The 14,607-nt window shown below is 47.9% G+C and carries 14 protein-coding genes; 13 read left to right on the top strand and 1 reads right to left on the bottom strand.

Going from position 1 to position 14,607, the window contains the following annotated elements; genetic code table 11:
* Positions 1-5 precede the first annotated feature (5 nt).
* The 3 genes from lnt (at position 6) to AC5YB3_RS06580 (ending at position 2,952) form a co-directional block, all read left to right on the top strand.
* On the top strand, positions 6-1,580 hold the full coding sequence (gene lnt / locus AC5YB3_RS06570; RefSeq protein ID WP_014358084.1) for an apolipoprotein N-acyltransferase: 1,575 nt from the start codon (positions 6-8) through the stop codon (positions 1,578-1,580).
* Positions 1,581-1,590: 10 nt separating this feature from the next.
* A complete protein-coding gene (locus AC5YB3_RS06575; protein WP_494526798.1) occupies positions 1,591-2,094 on the top strand; it encodes a pilus assembly FimT family protein in 504 nt (167 codons plus the stop codon).
* A 198-nt stretch (positions 2,095-2,292) separates the two neighbouring features.
* Positions 2,293-2,952 (top strand): class I SAM-dependent methyltransferase, encoded by a 660-nt coding sequence (locus AC5YB3_RS06580; protein ID WP_006082745.1) that lies wholly within the window; start codon positions 2,293-2,295, stop codon positions 2,950-2,952.
* A 99-nt stretch (positions 2,953-3,051) separates the two neighbouring features.
* Here the strand turns inward: AC5YB3_RS06580 and AC5YB3_RS06585 are convergent, their stop codons facing one another.
* Positions 3,052-3,552 carry a zinc ribbon-containing protein gene (locus AC5YB3_RS06585; RefSeq protein ID WP_006082746.1) on the bottom strand — a complete coding sequence of 167 codons (501 nt, stop codon included), beginning with the start codon at positions 3,550-3,552 and terminating at the stop codon, positions 3,052-3,054.
* A 121-nt stretch (positions 3,553-3,673) separates the two neighbouring features.
* On the opposite strand from AC5YB3_RS06585, the gene leuS reads away from it, so the two are divergent.
* The 10 genes from leuS to AC5YB3_RS06635 all read left to right on the top strand — a co-directional run bounded on the left by leuS (position 3,674) and on the right by AC5YB3_RS06635 (position 14,473).
* The gene (gene leuS, locus AC5YB3_RS06590; RefSeq protein ID WP_006082747.1) at positions 3,674-6,253 is read left to right on the top strand and encodes a leucine--tRNA ligase; all 2,580 of its coding nucleotides are present in this window, start codon (positions 3,674-3,676) and stop codon (positions 6,251-6,253) included.
* Positions 6,254-6,422: 169 nt separating this feature from the next.
* Entirely contained in the window at positions 6,423-6,917 is a 495-nt protein-coding gene (locus AC5YB3_RS06595; RefSeq protein WP_494526799.1) for an LPS-assembly lipoprotein LptE, read from the top strand.
* 17 nt (positions 6,918-6,934) lie between these two features.
* Positions 6,935-7,966, top strand: coding sequence for a DNA polymerase III subunit delta (gene holA / locus AC5YB3_RS06600; RefSeq protein WP_494526800.1), 1,032 nt, complete (start codon positions 6,935-6,937; stop codon positions 7,964-7,966).
* Positions 7,967-7,990: 24 nt separating this feature from the next.
* Entirely contained in the window at positions 7,991-8,641 is a 651-nt protein-coding gene (gene nadD, locus AC5YB3_RS06605; protein ID WP_494526801.1) for a nicotinate-nucleotide adenylyltransferase, read from the top strand.
* Between the two features lie 107 nt (positions 8,642-8,748).
* The gene (rsfS, locus tag AC5YB3_RS06610) at positions 8,749-9,078 is read left to right on the top strand and encodes a ribosome silencing factor (protein WP_006082751.1); all 330 of its coding nucleotides are present in this window, start codon (positions 8,749-8,751) and stop codon (positions 9,076-9,078) included.
* Positions 9,078-9,548 carry a 23S rRNA (pseudouridine(1915)-N(3))-methyltransferase RlmH gene (rlmH, locus tag AC5YB3_RS06615; protein ID WP_494526802.1) on the top strand — a complete coding sequence of 157 codons (471 nt, stop codon included), beginning with the start codon at positions 9,078-9,080 and terminating at the stop codon, positions 9,546-9,548. The genes rsfS and rlmH overlap by 1 nt, the downstream gene beginning before the upstream one ends.
* A gap of 61 nt (positions 9,549-9,609) precedes the next feature.
* Positions 9,610-11,466, top strand: coding sequence for a penicillin-binding protein 2 (mrdA, locus tag AC5YB3_RS06620; RefSeq protein WP_006082753.1), 1,857 nt, complete (start codon positions 9,610-9,612; stop codon positions 11,464-11,466).
* The gene (gene rodA, locus AC5YB3_RS06625; protein ID WP_006082754.1) at positions 11,463-12,569 is read left to right on the top strand and encodes a rod shape-determining protein RodA; all 1,107 of its coding nucleotides are present in this window, start codon (positions 11,463-11,465) and stop codon (positions 12,567-12,569) included. Before mrdA ends, rodA begins: the two co-directional genes overlap by 4 nt.
* 16 nt (positions 12,570-12,585) lie before the next feature.
* Positions 12,586-13,656 carry a lytic murein transglycosylase B gene (mltB, locus tag AC5YB3_RS06630; protein ID WP_494526803.1) on the top strand — a complete coding sequence of 357 codons (1,071 nt, stop codon included), beginning with the start codon at positions 12,586-12,588 and terminating at the stop codon, positions 13,654-13,656.
* On the top strand, positions 13,640-14,473 hold the full coding sequence (locus tag AC5YB3_RS06635) for a septal ring lytic transglycosylase RlpA family protein (protein ID WP_259213394.1): 834 nt from the start codon (positions 13,640-13,642) through the stop codon (positions 14,471-14,473). The genes mltB and AC5YB3_RS06635 overlap by 17 nt, the downstream gene beginning before the upstream one ends.
* Positions 14,474-14,607: the final 134 nt, after the last annotated feature.

The raw sequence follows: 14,607 nt of genomic DNA on the forward strand, positions 1-14,607 counted from the left end.
CACTCGTGCTAAAACAAATCCGGGCTTTTGCCCAACAAAAGTCCCGACCTAGTGCTTTGAGACTCGTACTGGCATTTGCCCTTGGCGCCAGTACGGCGCTTTCATTTGCGCCCTATTCCATTTGGATAATCTATCCGTTTGCCATGGCGATTGCCCTCTGGCATAGCCGAGCGCTTGACGCTAAGGCGAGCTTTTACTATTGGTTAAGCTTTGGGTTTGGCTGTTTTGCCGTAGGGATCAGTTGGGTACATGTGAGTATGGATACCTTTGGTGGTATGCCGCTCATCGCCTCTGTTGGCTTGATGGCCTTGTTGGCTTTGTACTTAGCCTTATATCCGGCACTAACAGGTTTAGCGCTGGCTTGGTTAACTAAAACACTCTGTAAAAATGGCGAAACCACGTTTAGCCTTTGGCGTAATCTCGCCCTCTTCCCCGCCCTGTGGACCTTGACCGAATGGGCTCGTGGCTGGGTGATGACAGGTTTCCCCTGGTTATGGGCAGGTTACTCTCAAACCCAAGGGCCGCTTAAACCCCTTGCCAGTATCATAGGCGCACTCGGGTTAAGCTTTGTGCTGGCCATGCTAGCAGGTGCATTAGCCCTTTGTTTTACTAAGCGTTATAAGAGTTTACTGCTTTTATTGCCACTCAGTATTCTGGCTGTTTGGGCTGCACCTAAGGTTTCCGACATTCATCCTACGGGTGAAAATGTTAAAGTGGCACTGGTGCAAGGCAATATTCCCCAAAGCATGAAGTGGGAACCCGACGCCCTGTGGCCTACCCTATTAAAATACATGGATTTATCCCGCGAACATTTTGATGCCGATATCATTATTTGGCCAGAAGCGGCGATTCCGGCGCCAGAATCTATGGTGCAGGACTTTTTAGATAACGCCAATAAAGTCGCCAATCTAAACCATACCTCAATCATCACTGGCATTATTAGCCATCAAAATAATGAGTTTTATAATTCATTGATTGTGCTTGGTAATCATAATCAGAAACAACAAGCTGGCCCTGACTATGAGGGTGATGGCAGCAATCAATTTAAGAAACATCATCTGTTGCCGATTGGCGAGTTTGTGCCCTTTGAAGCGCTGCTGCGCCCGATTGCGCCTTTCTTTAATTTGCCTATGTCCTCCTTTGCTAGAGGCGAATATCAACAGCCAAATCTAAGTGCCCTAGGCCATAAAATCGCGCCCGCGATTTGTTATGAAATTGCCTTCCCAGAGCAATTACGCGACAGCGTTAATCAAGGGACAGATATACTGTTAACTGTCTCAAATGACGCTTGGTTTGGTAGTTCAAACGGCCCATTACAACATATGGAAATCGCCCAAATGCGCGCAGTTGAATTGGGGCGCCCTTTATTGCGGGCAACCAACAATGGCGTGACTGCGGTAGTCGATGAACAGGGCAATATCACAGCATCCTTACCCCAGTTTGAAACAGGTGTGCTAAGCGCAACCATTCCCTTGGTGACAGGCCAAACTTGGTTCGCAAAATTAGGTCAAACACCCCTGCTGCTGCTCTGTGGCTTACTGGTATTACTCGGCTTTGGCCGACGTGTAAAAGCGCAATAGGATCGAGACCATGCATTACCCAATCAATAAACAAGATGCGGCTGGCTTTACCTTGATTGAACTGGTCGTGGTCATTATTGTGCTTGGGATCTTGGCTGTGATTGCCGCGCCTAAATTTATCGGTTTGAGTAAAGAGGCTCGGGTACAAACCCTGAGCCAATTACAGGCCAGCGTAAAAACCGCCAACACACTGGCCGACTCAAAAACCCAAATGCCCAGCCTGCGAAGCCAAGCCGTTGCAGGCCGCGACGATATTATTGATATCGACCTCAATGGCGATGGCACGCCAGATACCAGATTAAAATGGGGTTATCTCGATAATACCGACGTGGAAAAATGGATCACCTCAGATGAAAAGCTCATCATTCAATATCAAGGCGTTGATATCACTTACATAGGATATGATCTTAACGGTGACACCTTAGTGAATGACGATCAATGTTATTTCCGCTACACCCAAGCTAGCGACGCCAGCACTGCGCCGCAATATGATATCAAGTCCCAAGGTTGTTAGGCTGACACTCAGTTAACCTGTGTTATCCCACAATTATCTGCGAATAGATTAGGCTGATTGCGCGTTACACGTTAAGGTGAACGATTAGACGTGGCCTTATACCAATCATAGTTACTGTTGCTGTTACTGTGTCTGCATAGCTAATAGATTGGTACCATTACCTCGTTCCTTAACTAAGGTACACATCAAGGCAACTCTATGGCACTGCTTCGCGTGCGCTACCAAACCCACGAGTTTGGCGATCTCGATATTCATGTCAGAACCCTAAGAGACAATCAGGAATTTGACGACATCGATGGTGAAGCCGAAAAGCTCGGTATTTCCTCCGCAACTTGGCCGTTATTTGGCATAGTCTGGCCATCGAGCCAAGTGCTCTCGCACCACATGGCAGACTACAAAATTGGCAATAAACGTATTCTTGAAGTGGGCTGTGGCATTGGGCTAGCGAGTCTAGTGCTCAACCATAGACACGCCGATATCACAGCAACCGACTATCACCCAGAATCAGGAAATTTCCTTAAGCAGAATGTCGATTTAAATCATGGTCGGGCGATCCCGTTTGTGCGCACTGGCTGGGCTGATGCAGAAACGAATTTAGGCTTATTTGATCTGATCATTGGTAGCGATCTCTTGTACGAACAAGAACATGCCGATCTGTTGTCACAATTTATTGAGCAGCATGCTAAACCGGTTTGCGATGTGGTCTTGGTCGATCCCGGTCGTGGTAATCATGCCAAATTCAGTAAACGTATGGTCACCTTAGGTTACGAACACACACAACATAAACCCATTCACACTGAATTCTTATTGGCGCCTTTCGGTGGCCAAATCCTCAGTTACTGTCGTACGAACAGCTGATATTGTCTGATTAACCAAGATAGCGGTGATTTCGGTTTAATTGAGCAAAAAAAAACGACGCAGATGCGTCGTTTTAACGAAATAAGATCGTTAACGCGACTAAGGCGTTAGCGGCTCGCGGGTAAATTCTTCGTGATCACACTCTGGGCAATCAGGGATGGGACTCGGAAATTCAATACTCATTTCATTGCCACAGTTAGTGCATACCATGATGCCCTGACTTACTATGTCGCCACTTTTGTAATAACCATTTTGCTTAAAATCTTGCGTTAATTCATGCCATTCCACTTGGCTGCGATCGGTTATTTCACCCAACCAATGCCAAAGCGTATTCTCCAAAGTAATCACAGTTTGGCTGTGGCTCAGACTATCGGCGTTCTGCTCGCGAAGAAAACTGGTAATATCACGTTTTAAGAATTGTTCTACTAAAGCGAGCTCATCTTCTCCAGCCTGTTGTTTAAGACGTAAAAACTCCTTACCTTGAGTGACAGAGTTAAATAAGTTCTTTACAGTCAGCGTGTTATCTTCTGCAAATTGAGCTTTCACTTCGGTAATTAAGGCTTGATACAGTCCTAGTAACACGTTACTTCTATCATTCATAACCAATACTCCTTCATACGAACCTTTTTAATGCATCGCTTCTAGTTTATTCTATGCAGATCTTACTCGCGCTGATATGGCGTTAGATCAAATAATAGGCGGCACTGCCGGAAATAGAGTGATGCAAGAGCAATATAATCCCTCAGAAATTGAAGCCTTAGTGCAAAAGCACTGGCATGACAACAAAACCTTCGAAGTCACTGAAGACGCAAACAAAGAAAAGTTTTATTGCCTTTCGATGTTTCCGTACCCTTCTGGCAGACTCCACATGGGACACGTACGCAACTATACCATAGGTGACGTAGTTGCACGCTTTCAACGTCTTCAAGGCAAAAACGTGCTCCAGCCTATCGGTTGGGACTCATTTGGTCTGCCCGCAGAAAATGCCGCGATTAACAACAAGACTGCGCCTGCGCCATGGACCTATGAAAACATAGAGTACATGAAGAACCAGCTGAAACTGCTGGGTTTTGGTTACGATTGGAGCCGTGAAATCGCCACTTGTACCCCAGAATATTATCGCTGGGAACAATGGTTCTTCACTAAGTTGTACGAGAAAGGCCTAGTCTACAAAAAGACTGCTTCGGTCAACTGGTGTCCAAATGATGAAACCGTACTGGCGAACGAGCAAGTTCAAGACGGTTGCTGCTGGCGCTGTGATACCCCTGTGGAACAAAAAGAAATTCCACAGTGGTTCATTAAGATCACTGCCTATGCAGAAGAATTATTAAACGATATCGATACCTTAGATGGTTGGCCTGATCAGGTCAAAACCATGCAACGTAACTGGATTGGTCGCAGCGAAGGCGTAGAAATGACCTTCGGCGTCGCAGGCCACGATAAAAGCTTCGATATCTATACCACGCGTCCTGATACCTTAATGGGCGTGACTTATGTGGCGATTGCTGCAGGTCATCCATTGGCTGAAATAGCCGCGCACACCAATCCTGAGCTTGCCGCCTTTATCGATGAGTGCAAAAACAGCACAACATCAGAAGCCGAACTCGCGACCATGGAAAAACGCGGTGTCGCTACAGGGCTTTTCGCCATTCATCCTATCACTGGCAAGCAAGTCCCGATTTGGGCAGCGAACTTTGTGTTGATGAACTATGGCACAGGCGCTGTGATGTCAGTTCCAGGCCACGATCAACGTGACTTCGAATTTGCGAAAAAATACGGTCTGGCGATTGAAGCTGTGATCAAGCCAGTTGATGGCGACGTCGACATTAGCGAAGCCGCTTATACCGAAAAAGGTGTACTGTTTAACTCGGGTGAGTTCGACGGTTTAGACTTTGAAGCAGGCTTTAATGCCATCGCAAACAAGTTAGTCGCCGAAGGTAAAGGCAAGCGCCAAGTCAACTATCGCCTGCGCGATTGGGGTGTTTCACGTCAGCGTTACTGGGGCGCACCAATCCCTATGGTGACCTTAGCCGACGGCACTGTGATCCCAACGCCAGCAGATCAACTGCCAGTATTACTGCCAGAAGATGTGGTGATGGACGGGATTCAAAGCCCAATCAAGGCCGATAAAGAATGGGCAAAAACCCAAGTCAACGGTCAAGATGCGCTGCGCGAAACCGATACCTTCGATACCTTTATGGAATCGTCTTGGTATTACGCCCGTTACTGCAGCCCGCATGCGGACGAAATGTTAGATCCCGCTAAAGCCAACTACTGGCTACCCGTGGATCAATACATTGGCGGTATCGAACATGCGTGTATGCATTTGTTATATTTCCGCTTCTTCCATAAGTTGCTGCGTGATGCAGGTCTGGTTAACTCTAACGAGCCAGCCAAACAACTGCTGACCCAAGGTATGGTGTTGGCCGATGCTTTCTACTACATCAACGAAAAAGGCGCCCGTGTTTGGGTTTCTCCTTTAGATGTAGCGACCACAGAAAAAGACGACAAGGGCCGCATTACTAAAGCTATCGACAAAGACGGCAACGAGCTGGTTTATACTGGCATGAGCAAGATGTCTAAGTCGAAAAACAACGGTATCGATCCTCAAGTCATGGTTGAAAAATACGGCGCCGATACCGTTCGCCTATTTATGATGTTCGCCTCACCACCAGAATTAACTCTGGAATGGCAAGAGTCTGGCGTTGAAGGCGCACACCGCTTCATTAAGCGTCTGTGGAAACTGGCAAACGAGCATGTGAACCAAGATAACAGCGAAGCCTTAGATGTCAGCACGTTAACAAGCGACCAAAAAGCGCTGCGCCGTGAAGTCCACAAGACTATCGCTAAAGTGACCGACGATATCGGCCGCCGTCAGATGTTCAACACTGCGGTTGCCGCCGTGATGGAACTGATGAACCATCTGCAAAAAGCGCCACAAACCACAGGTCAAGACAACGCCATTATCGGCGAAGCCTTATCGGCCATAGTGCGTTTGCTGTACCCTATCATTCCGCATGTGAGCTTTAACCTGTGGAACGAGTTAGGCAATGCAAGCAACATCGAAGACAGCCAATGGCCAGTCGTTGATGAAGCTGCGCTAGTTGAAGACAGCAAACTCATCGTTGTGCAAGTTAACGGTAAAGTTCGCGCCAAAATCACAGTGGCTGCCGATGCTGATAAAGAATCAGTAGAAGCCTTAGGCATGAGTGATGAACACGTGATCAAATACCTAGACGGCCTGACAGTACGTAAAGTGATCTATGTGCCGGGCAAACTGCTCAGCATAGTGGCCAATTAACGGCTGCTAATAACTCGCTATACTCAAAGCCAATGAAGTTGCAGCAAGGCGGCAATTAAGAACAGCCCATGAGCTTAAGTATTCTAAGTGATTGGGTTACTTGAAAGCCGCCAACAAAGCTGCCGCTTCAAACCAGCAGGTATACAACGAATAGGAAACCGCGAAATCTATGCTAATCAAACGCATATGCTTCGCAATCATGGCGCTAGTGATTATGGCCAGCGCCGGTTGCGGTTTTAAGCTTCAACGCAGTTATCAAATCCCCGATGTCCTCAATCATTTGAGTTTGAGCAGCGCGGATGAATACAGCGAACTCACCCGTTTGGTGCGTGAACGCCTGCGCTTGAACAATATCCAAGTTGTCGACGCCGCAGATAATGTTCCAGTATTAAGGTTAATCACCGACTCCCTTGAACGCTCGACATTATCTTTGTACCCCACAGGTAACGTCGCCGAGTATGAGCTAATTTATTTAGTCGAATTTGCTGTGGCACTGCCGGGCAAAGAAGCGCAGCCTTTCAAGGTTGAAATTCGCCGCGACTACTTAGACGATCCACGTACCGCATTGGCAAAGAGTCGTGAAATGGAATTGCTGACGAAGGAAATGCGTATCCAAGCTGCCGATCGTATTCTGCAAGCAATGGCCAGTACTGAGGTGAATTAATGCGGGGCTATCATTAAATGAGAGTCTATCCAGACCAACTCTCCCGCCACCTTAACCAGTTATTTCCTTGTTATCTGATTTTTGGTGATGATCCTTGGTTGATTGAAACCACCAAAGATCAGATCCGCCAATTCGCCAAGCGTCAGGGATTCGATGAAAAAGTCCAACTCATTCAAGAGACGGGCTTTAATTGGAACGACCTGACTCAGGAATGGCAGGCCATGAGCCTGTTTTCCAGTAAACGCTTAATTGAGCTAACGCTTCCCCACGCTAAGCCCGGCGCCGAAGGTTCTAGCACACTGCAAGCCCTATTGCAGACACCCAATCACGATATGCTGTTGATTATCGAAGGGCCAAAGCTCGCCACAGAGCAAACCAACAGTAAATGGTTTAAGACCTTAGATGCCCATGGCATGTATCTGCCCTGCGCCACGCCAGAGGGCGAGCAGTTTATGCGCTGGCTCGATGGCCGCATCAAGCACTTTAAGCTCAATCTGCAGCCGGATGCGCGTGCTATGCTGCATTCGCTGTATGAAGGCAATTTACTGGCTGCCGATCAAGCCATGCAGTTGCTGCAACTCCTAAGCCCAACAAATCCCGTCAGTGCCGATGAACTGAGCCACTATTTTGAAGATCAATCGCGCTTCACTGTATTTCAACTCACGGATGCATTACTGAATAATAAACAGGATAGCGCGCAGCACATGCTGGCCCAGCTCAATGGCGAAGGCACAGCCTTACCTATCCTGCTGTGGGCCTTGTTTAAAGAGCTCGGCTTGTTATTCAATTTAAAATGCGAGCAAGCCCAAGGCGTTGCACTGAGTGCACTCTGGGGTAAGCATCGTATTTGGGATAAGCGTAAGCCACTGTATCAAGCGGCGCTGCAACGACTTAGCCTTGAACAACTCGAACATATGCTCGCCCTCGCTTCGAAACTTGAGCTCAATTTAAAGCAGCAGGGTAAAGAGGATTGGACTGGGCTGAGCCACCTGTGTCTGTTATTTGATCCTAGAGCCCATCGGCATCTGGCACATATAGCCATAGACTAATCATAAGTTAACCAAAGAGTTGATATGCGCATTGGTATTTTAGGCGGCACTTTCGACCCGATACACTATGGTCATATCCGTCCGGCGATGGAAGTGAAACACGCATTAGCCTTGGATAAAATCCTGCTGATGCCGAACCATATTCCGCCCCATAAACAGCAGCCTAACTTAACCACAGCGCAGCGCCTCAAGATGGTTGCCGATGTCTGCTCGCAGCTTGATGGCTTTGAGCTATGTGACATCGAAGCTAAACGCGACACGCCTTCCTACACAGTGGTCACCCTTGAGCAACTGAAAAGCTTACATCCTGAACATGAGCTGTTTTTTATCATGGGGATGGACTCTTTCCTCCAATTAAAAAGCTGGTATGAGTGGCAACGCCTATTCGACTTTGCCCACCTCGTTGTCTGCCAGCGCCCCGGTTGGCAGCTCGATGCTGCGCATCCTATGCAGCAGATATTGACGGCCCGCAGTCACGCGCACCAAGAAACACACGAAGGGCATGCTAAAAATACCCATAAAAACAGTGGGCAGATTTTCCCTGTGACAATTACGCCACAGGATATTTCCTCGACTCAAATCCGCGAACAACTGGCAAAAGGCGAAATTCCCGTCGATTTACTCATGCCCGTCACCCTAGATTACATCCAAAATCAACAACTTTACTTACCTTAGCTCGAACCGTAAGCAGATATCGCCCACTCAACTGCCAATGGCAATGTATTCCCAGCAGCAACACTGGTATACTACCGCGCTATTTAAAATTAATGAGGTACGCCAGCGTGCAGAGCGCGGAATTAAAACAGTTTGTTGTCGACAAGATCGACGACTTGAAAGCCAGAGACGTTGTTGTTCTGGATGTCAGCAAGCAATCTAACATCACTGACTACATGGTCATATGTTCAGGTACATCAAAGACTCACGTTAAAGCTATCGCCGAAAACCTTGTGGTTGAAGCGAAAAAAGCCGGTATTCCACCTTTAGGTGTTGAAGGCCGCGAAAGCAGCGAGTGGGTTCTTGTGGACATGGGCGATGTGATCCTGCACGTTATGCAAGATCAAACCCGTGATTTCTACCAGCTTGAAAAGCTCTGGTCAGAAAAGCAAGACTGATGAAGTTACAGCTCATCGCAGTAGGAACACGGATGCCCGATTGGGTTACCCGTGGTTTCGAAGAATACCAGCGCCGTTTTCCCCGTGATATGGCGCTGGAGCTCATCGAAATACCCGCTGGAAAGCGGGGGAAAAATGCCGACATTGTCCGGATCCTTCAAAAGGAAGGCGAACAAATGTTGGCGGCTATTCCCAAAGGCAATCATATTGTTAGCTTAGATCTCCCCGGCAAAAACTGGACGACCCCCGAGCTAGCAACCGCGTTGACTAAATGGCAACTGGATGGTCGCGATGTCAGTTTACTGATTGGCGGACCGGAAGGATTAGCGCCAGCTTGCAAAGAAGCGGCAAACCAAAGTTGGTGCCTGTCGGCATTAACCTTACCTCATACCCTAGTACGGGTTGTGGTCGCCGAAAGTTTGTACCGCGCGTGGAGCGTGAACACGAATCACCCCTACCATAGAGAATAGCGGGATCTTGATGTTAACGAGTGTCAACCACCCGTCATGGGATCAGCCGGAGATAGCATAAGTGTCGCCAAAAAAGCGGATAACAATGCATGATCACGCCGCCGAGGCGTCTCTTTTTAAGCGCCGAGCGCTATTCACCTTTTTTTGCGTTTTCGCCCTATTAAGCGTGTTAGTTACCAACCTTTATCATTTACAGGTTGAATCCTATAAGGATTATGAAACTCGCTCGAACGATAACCGTATCCGCGTTGTCCCAATTGCCCCGAGCCGTGGTCTCATTTACGATCGTAACGGCGTGCTATTAGCTGAAAACTTACCCTTTTATTCCCTCGATCTAGTTCCCGAAAAAATCAGTAACATGTCAGAGACCCTAGATGAGCTCGGCAAGTTAATTGAGATCAGTGAGGATGAGCGTGAAACCTTTACCGAAGCGCTGAAATTTCATCGCCGCTTCAAACCACTGACGCTGAAAAACCAGCTGACCGAAGAGCAAGTGGCGATTTTCAGTGTTAACCAACATAAATTTCCAGGCATTTCAGTCGAAGCGGGCCTGAAGCGTAATTATCCCTATGGCGCGCAAATCACCCATGTGCTGGGTTATGTTGGCAAGATTAACACCCGAGATCGCGCCCAGTTAGAGCGCAGCGATCTGTGGAAAAACTATGCGGCGACCAAAGACATTGGTAAGCAAGGCATTGAAAAATTTTATGAATCCCTACTGCATGGCAAACCGGGTCACTTAGAAGAAGAAGTGAACAACCGCGGCCGCGCGATTCGCACCTTAAAAATTGTGCCGCCAGAGCCGGGGCAAGATATTTACCTGACGTTAGATCTCAAGCTGCAGCAAAAAGCAGTTGAGCTACTCACAGGTCTGCGCGGTTCTATTGTTGCAATCGATCCCCGTGACGGTGGCGTTTTAGCTATGGTGTCGAGCCCAAGCTACGATCCAAACCAATTTGTGCAAGGGATTAATAACAAAGATTACAGCGCCTTACTCAACGATAAATCACGCCCCTTGATCAACCGCGCGACCCAAGGCCAATATGCGCCCGCATCAACCATCAAGCCCCATCTCGCACTCTTAGGTTTAGATGAAAAAGTCATTACCGAGAGCACCCGTGTGTGGGACCCTGGTTTTTGGCAAATTCCCGGTGTCGAACGTAAGTACCGTGACTGGAGACGCTGGGGACACGGCTGGGTTAACGTTTACAGTGCCATTACCGAATCCTGCGATACCTTCTTCTACGAACTCGCCTACAAAGTTGGGGTAGACCATATTGCTCGCTTTATGGAGCAATTTGGCTTTGGTCAAAATACCGGAATCGATATCTTTGAAGAATCTTCTGGCAACATGCCATCCAAAGAATGGAAACGCTTAAAGTACAATCAAGCTTGGTACATAGGCGATACCATTTCCGTCGGTATTGGCCAAGGTTATTGGACTGCAACCCCATTACAACTGGCGAATGCCGTTGGGATCATGGCTAACAAAGGCCGTCGTTTTCCACCGCATCTGCTGAAGTCCATTAAAGACAATACGGCCAAGATTGACTCACCGATTAATGAGTTACCGCCGATTGAGCTTAATAGTCCCCGTAACTGGAATATCATCAACGAAGCGATGCGCCAGACGGCGAATAAATCACGCTTTACCGATGCCACTTACACCGCCGCGATGAAAACCGGTACGGCGCAGGTTATTGGCGTAGCAGAAAATACCAAATACGATGCGAGTAAAATTGCCGAACATTTCCGCGATAATGCCTTAGTTGTGGCCTATGCGCCCTTCGAAGATCCTAAAATCGTCCTCGCCGTCGTGATGGAAAACGCTGGTTGGGGTGGCGCAAATGCTGGCCCCGTCGCTCGCGCCATGCTCGATGAATATATGCTTAGAGATACTTGGAAACCGCAACCATGAGTACCCATAGCCAATATCAAAACATCTGGCAACGCTTGCACATAGACTTACCATTATTGCTCGGCCTATTGGCTGTGATGGGCTTTGGCCTGTTCGTCATCTATTCTGCCAGCGGCGAAGATTTAGAGATGATGGAGCGGCAGCTGTTCCGTATGGTGTTATCGCTCGGCATTATGTTCACTATGGCTCAGATCAATCCTGAGGCGCTAAAACGCTGGGCCCTACCCATTTATCTGGCGGGGATTGTCTTGCTGCTCGGGGTACATTTTTTCGGTGAAATTAACAAAGGCGCACAACGCTGGTTGAACTTAGGCTTTATGGAGTTTCAACCCTCAGAACTGATTAAGCTTGCCTTTCCCATCACTATGGCTTGGTATATCAGTAAGTTCCCTCTGCCGCCGAAGAAACGCTATCTTGCGGGTGCGGCGGTGATCTTGCTGGTGCCGACTCTACTTATCGCGAAACAACCCGACCTTGGCACATCGATTTTGGTGGCCGCATCGGGGATTTTCGTGCTTTTTTTATCCGGCATGAGCTGGCTCATTGTTGGTGGTTTTATCGCCGCAGTGCTCGCCTTCCTGCCTATCCTTTGGTATTTCTTGATGCACGATTACCAAAGAACACGGGTATTGACCCTGCTCGATCCTGAGCAAGATCCCCTCGGCGCGGGTTACCACATTATTCAGTCGAAAATCGCTATCGGCTCTGGCGGACTCTGGGGCAAAGGTTGGCTCGACGGCACTCAGTCACAGCTTGAATTTATCCCTGAACGTCATACCGATTTTATCTTTGCGGTGATCGGTGAAGAATTTGGCTTAATTGGCAGTATCTTACTGTTAATTATGTATCTTTATATTATTGGTCGCGGCTTAGTCATTGCTTCACGCGCCCAAACCAGTTTCGCTCGACTACTGGCCGGTAGTATCACGCTGACTTTTTTCGTTTATGTTTTTGTGAATATTGGCATGGTTTCAGGTATCCTGCCCGTGGTAGGTGTACCACTGCCCCTTGTCAGTTATGGTGGAACCTCCATGCTGACATTGATGACAGGGTTTGGCATTCTTATGAGCATTCATACCCATAGACGTTTCGTAGATAGATAATTTTTAGGGACTTTTCATGCCTACTCTCCGAGCTTTTCTAGCTCCACTCGGTTTACTGTGTTTTAGCTCTTTGTTAGTCGCCTGTTCCACGGCGAACGAACCGACACCCGCGCAGGCACCCGTTCCAAGCACGCCAGTGGCTCCGGCCGCTGAAGTCGCGCCCACAATTCCCGCTGAACTCAAAGAAGAGTTTATCCAAGCTCAAGTTAAACAAGGTTTTACTCGTGCAGAAGTGCTCGCTTTTCTCGACAAGGCAAAATACAACCAAGGGGTTATCGATGCGATGACCCGTCCATGGGAAGCAAAACCTTGGCATGTGTATTATCCCATCTTCTTAACCGAGAAACGCCTCGACGCTGGTCTCGCCTTTTGGAAAAAACACGAGAAAACCATCGCAAAAGCCGCGGCCAAGTACAAAGTTGACCCACAGATTATTGTCGCCATTATCGGTATTGAAACCTTCTACGGCCAATACACGGGCAATTATCCTGTGATTGATGCCCTCTATACCTTAGGGTTTCACTATCCGCCGCGCGCCACCTTTTTCCGTAAGGAATTTGGCGAATTGATGAAGTTAGTGAAAGAAGAACATTTAGATATAGATACCCTCAAGGGCTCCTACGCAGGCGCTATGGGTTATGGCCAGTTTATCCCCTCAAGTTACCGCCATTACGCGGTTGATTTCGATGGCAGCGGCAACCGCGATTTATTACAAAGTCCTGAGGATGCCATCGGCAGTGTGGCCAATTATTTCCACGAACACGGTTGGCAAGCCAATGCGCCGGTCGCTTTACCGTTAGTGAATAACAGCAAAACAGCACCTAAAGCGAAAGTGTGGGCAGGTGAAAAGCTGAACTATAAAGTTGCAGATATTTTAACGCCGACCTTAGCCTTAGCCGATGCGCGGGACTTAGATGTTTCGCAAAAAGCCTTACTGATTGAGCTTGAACAAGCGGATCACAGTGACTACTGGCTTGGCTTAAATAACTTTTATGTGATCACTCGCTATAATCGTAGCCCTTTGTATTCAATGGCCGTTTATCAATTTAGCCAACAATTAAAAGAACAGCATGCCTCTAAAAAATAATCTTTTACAGCTTGCCGCCTTGGTTATGTGCTTCGCCCTTGCGGCGTGTTCTTCAAGCCCAAACAACGCCAGCAAGAAAAACATGGACCCGAACAAGGGCCGTTATTCGCTGAAGAATGACAAGCTGCCGCTGAATCCACCGAATGTGGATAATGTGCCGAACGCGACGCCTAAGTACGAGCCCTATAGCCGCCGTGGCAACAAGCCCTATACGGTTTATGGCGAGTCTTATACTGTGATGAACACGGGCCAAGGCTTTAGTGAAACCGGCCGCGCCTCTTGGTATGGAGAGAAATTCCATGGCTACGAGACCTCTAATGGCGAGCCCTATGACATGTATTCCATGTCGGGTGCCCATAAGACACTGCCACTGCCGAGTTACGCTCGGATCACTAACTTAGATAACAATAAGCAAGTGATCATTCGCATCAACGACCGTGGACCATTCCACTCAGATCGTATTCTCGATGTCTCCTACGCCGCCGCCTATAAACTCGGTATGCTCGGCAAAGGCACAGCACGGATCAAACTGGATGTGGTTTATGTTGGCAGTGTTGCCGCCACTAATTCGGGCGTAGTCAGCGCGCAAGATACGGGCAATCATTACATTCAGTTAGTGGCCTCCAAAGATAGGGCCAAACTCAATGCCATGGCGAAAGATCTTGAACAGAAATATCAGGTCAAGACCCGTGTACAAGCGGCAAACAATATGTTTAGACTACAGCTCGGCCCCATAGGCCAGCCAGAGTTAGCCGACAAGCTACTCAATAACGTCAAGCAAAATGGTTTTCCTGAGGGCTATATCGTCCATGAATAATAACCGTTTGCTCTGATCAGAATTGATTTAAAAATAGAGATGAAGGAACCTTCACTAAAACCCACTGTCGGAAAGTGGTACACTGTTGAAGATCTTCTCGAATCCTTTCCATTTCATACAACTAAAAGACGTGC

It is taken from the genome of Shewanella sp. 1311, from assembly GCF_059338235.1.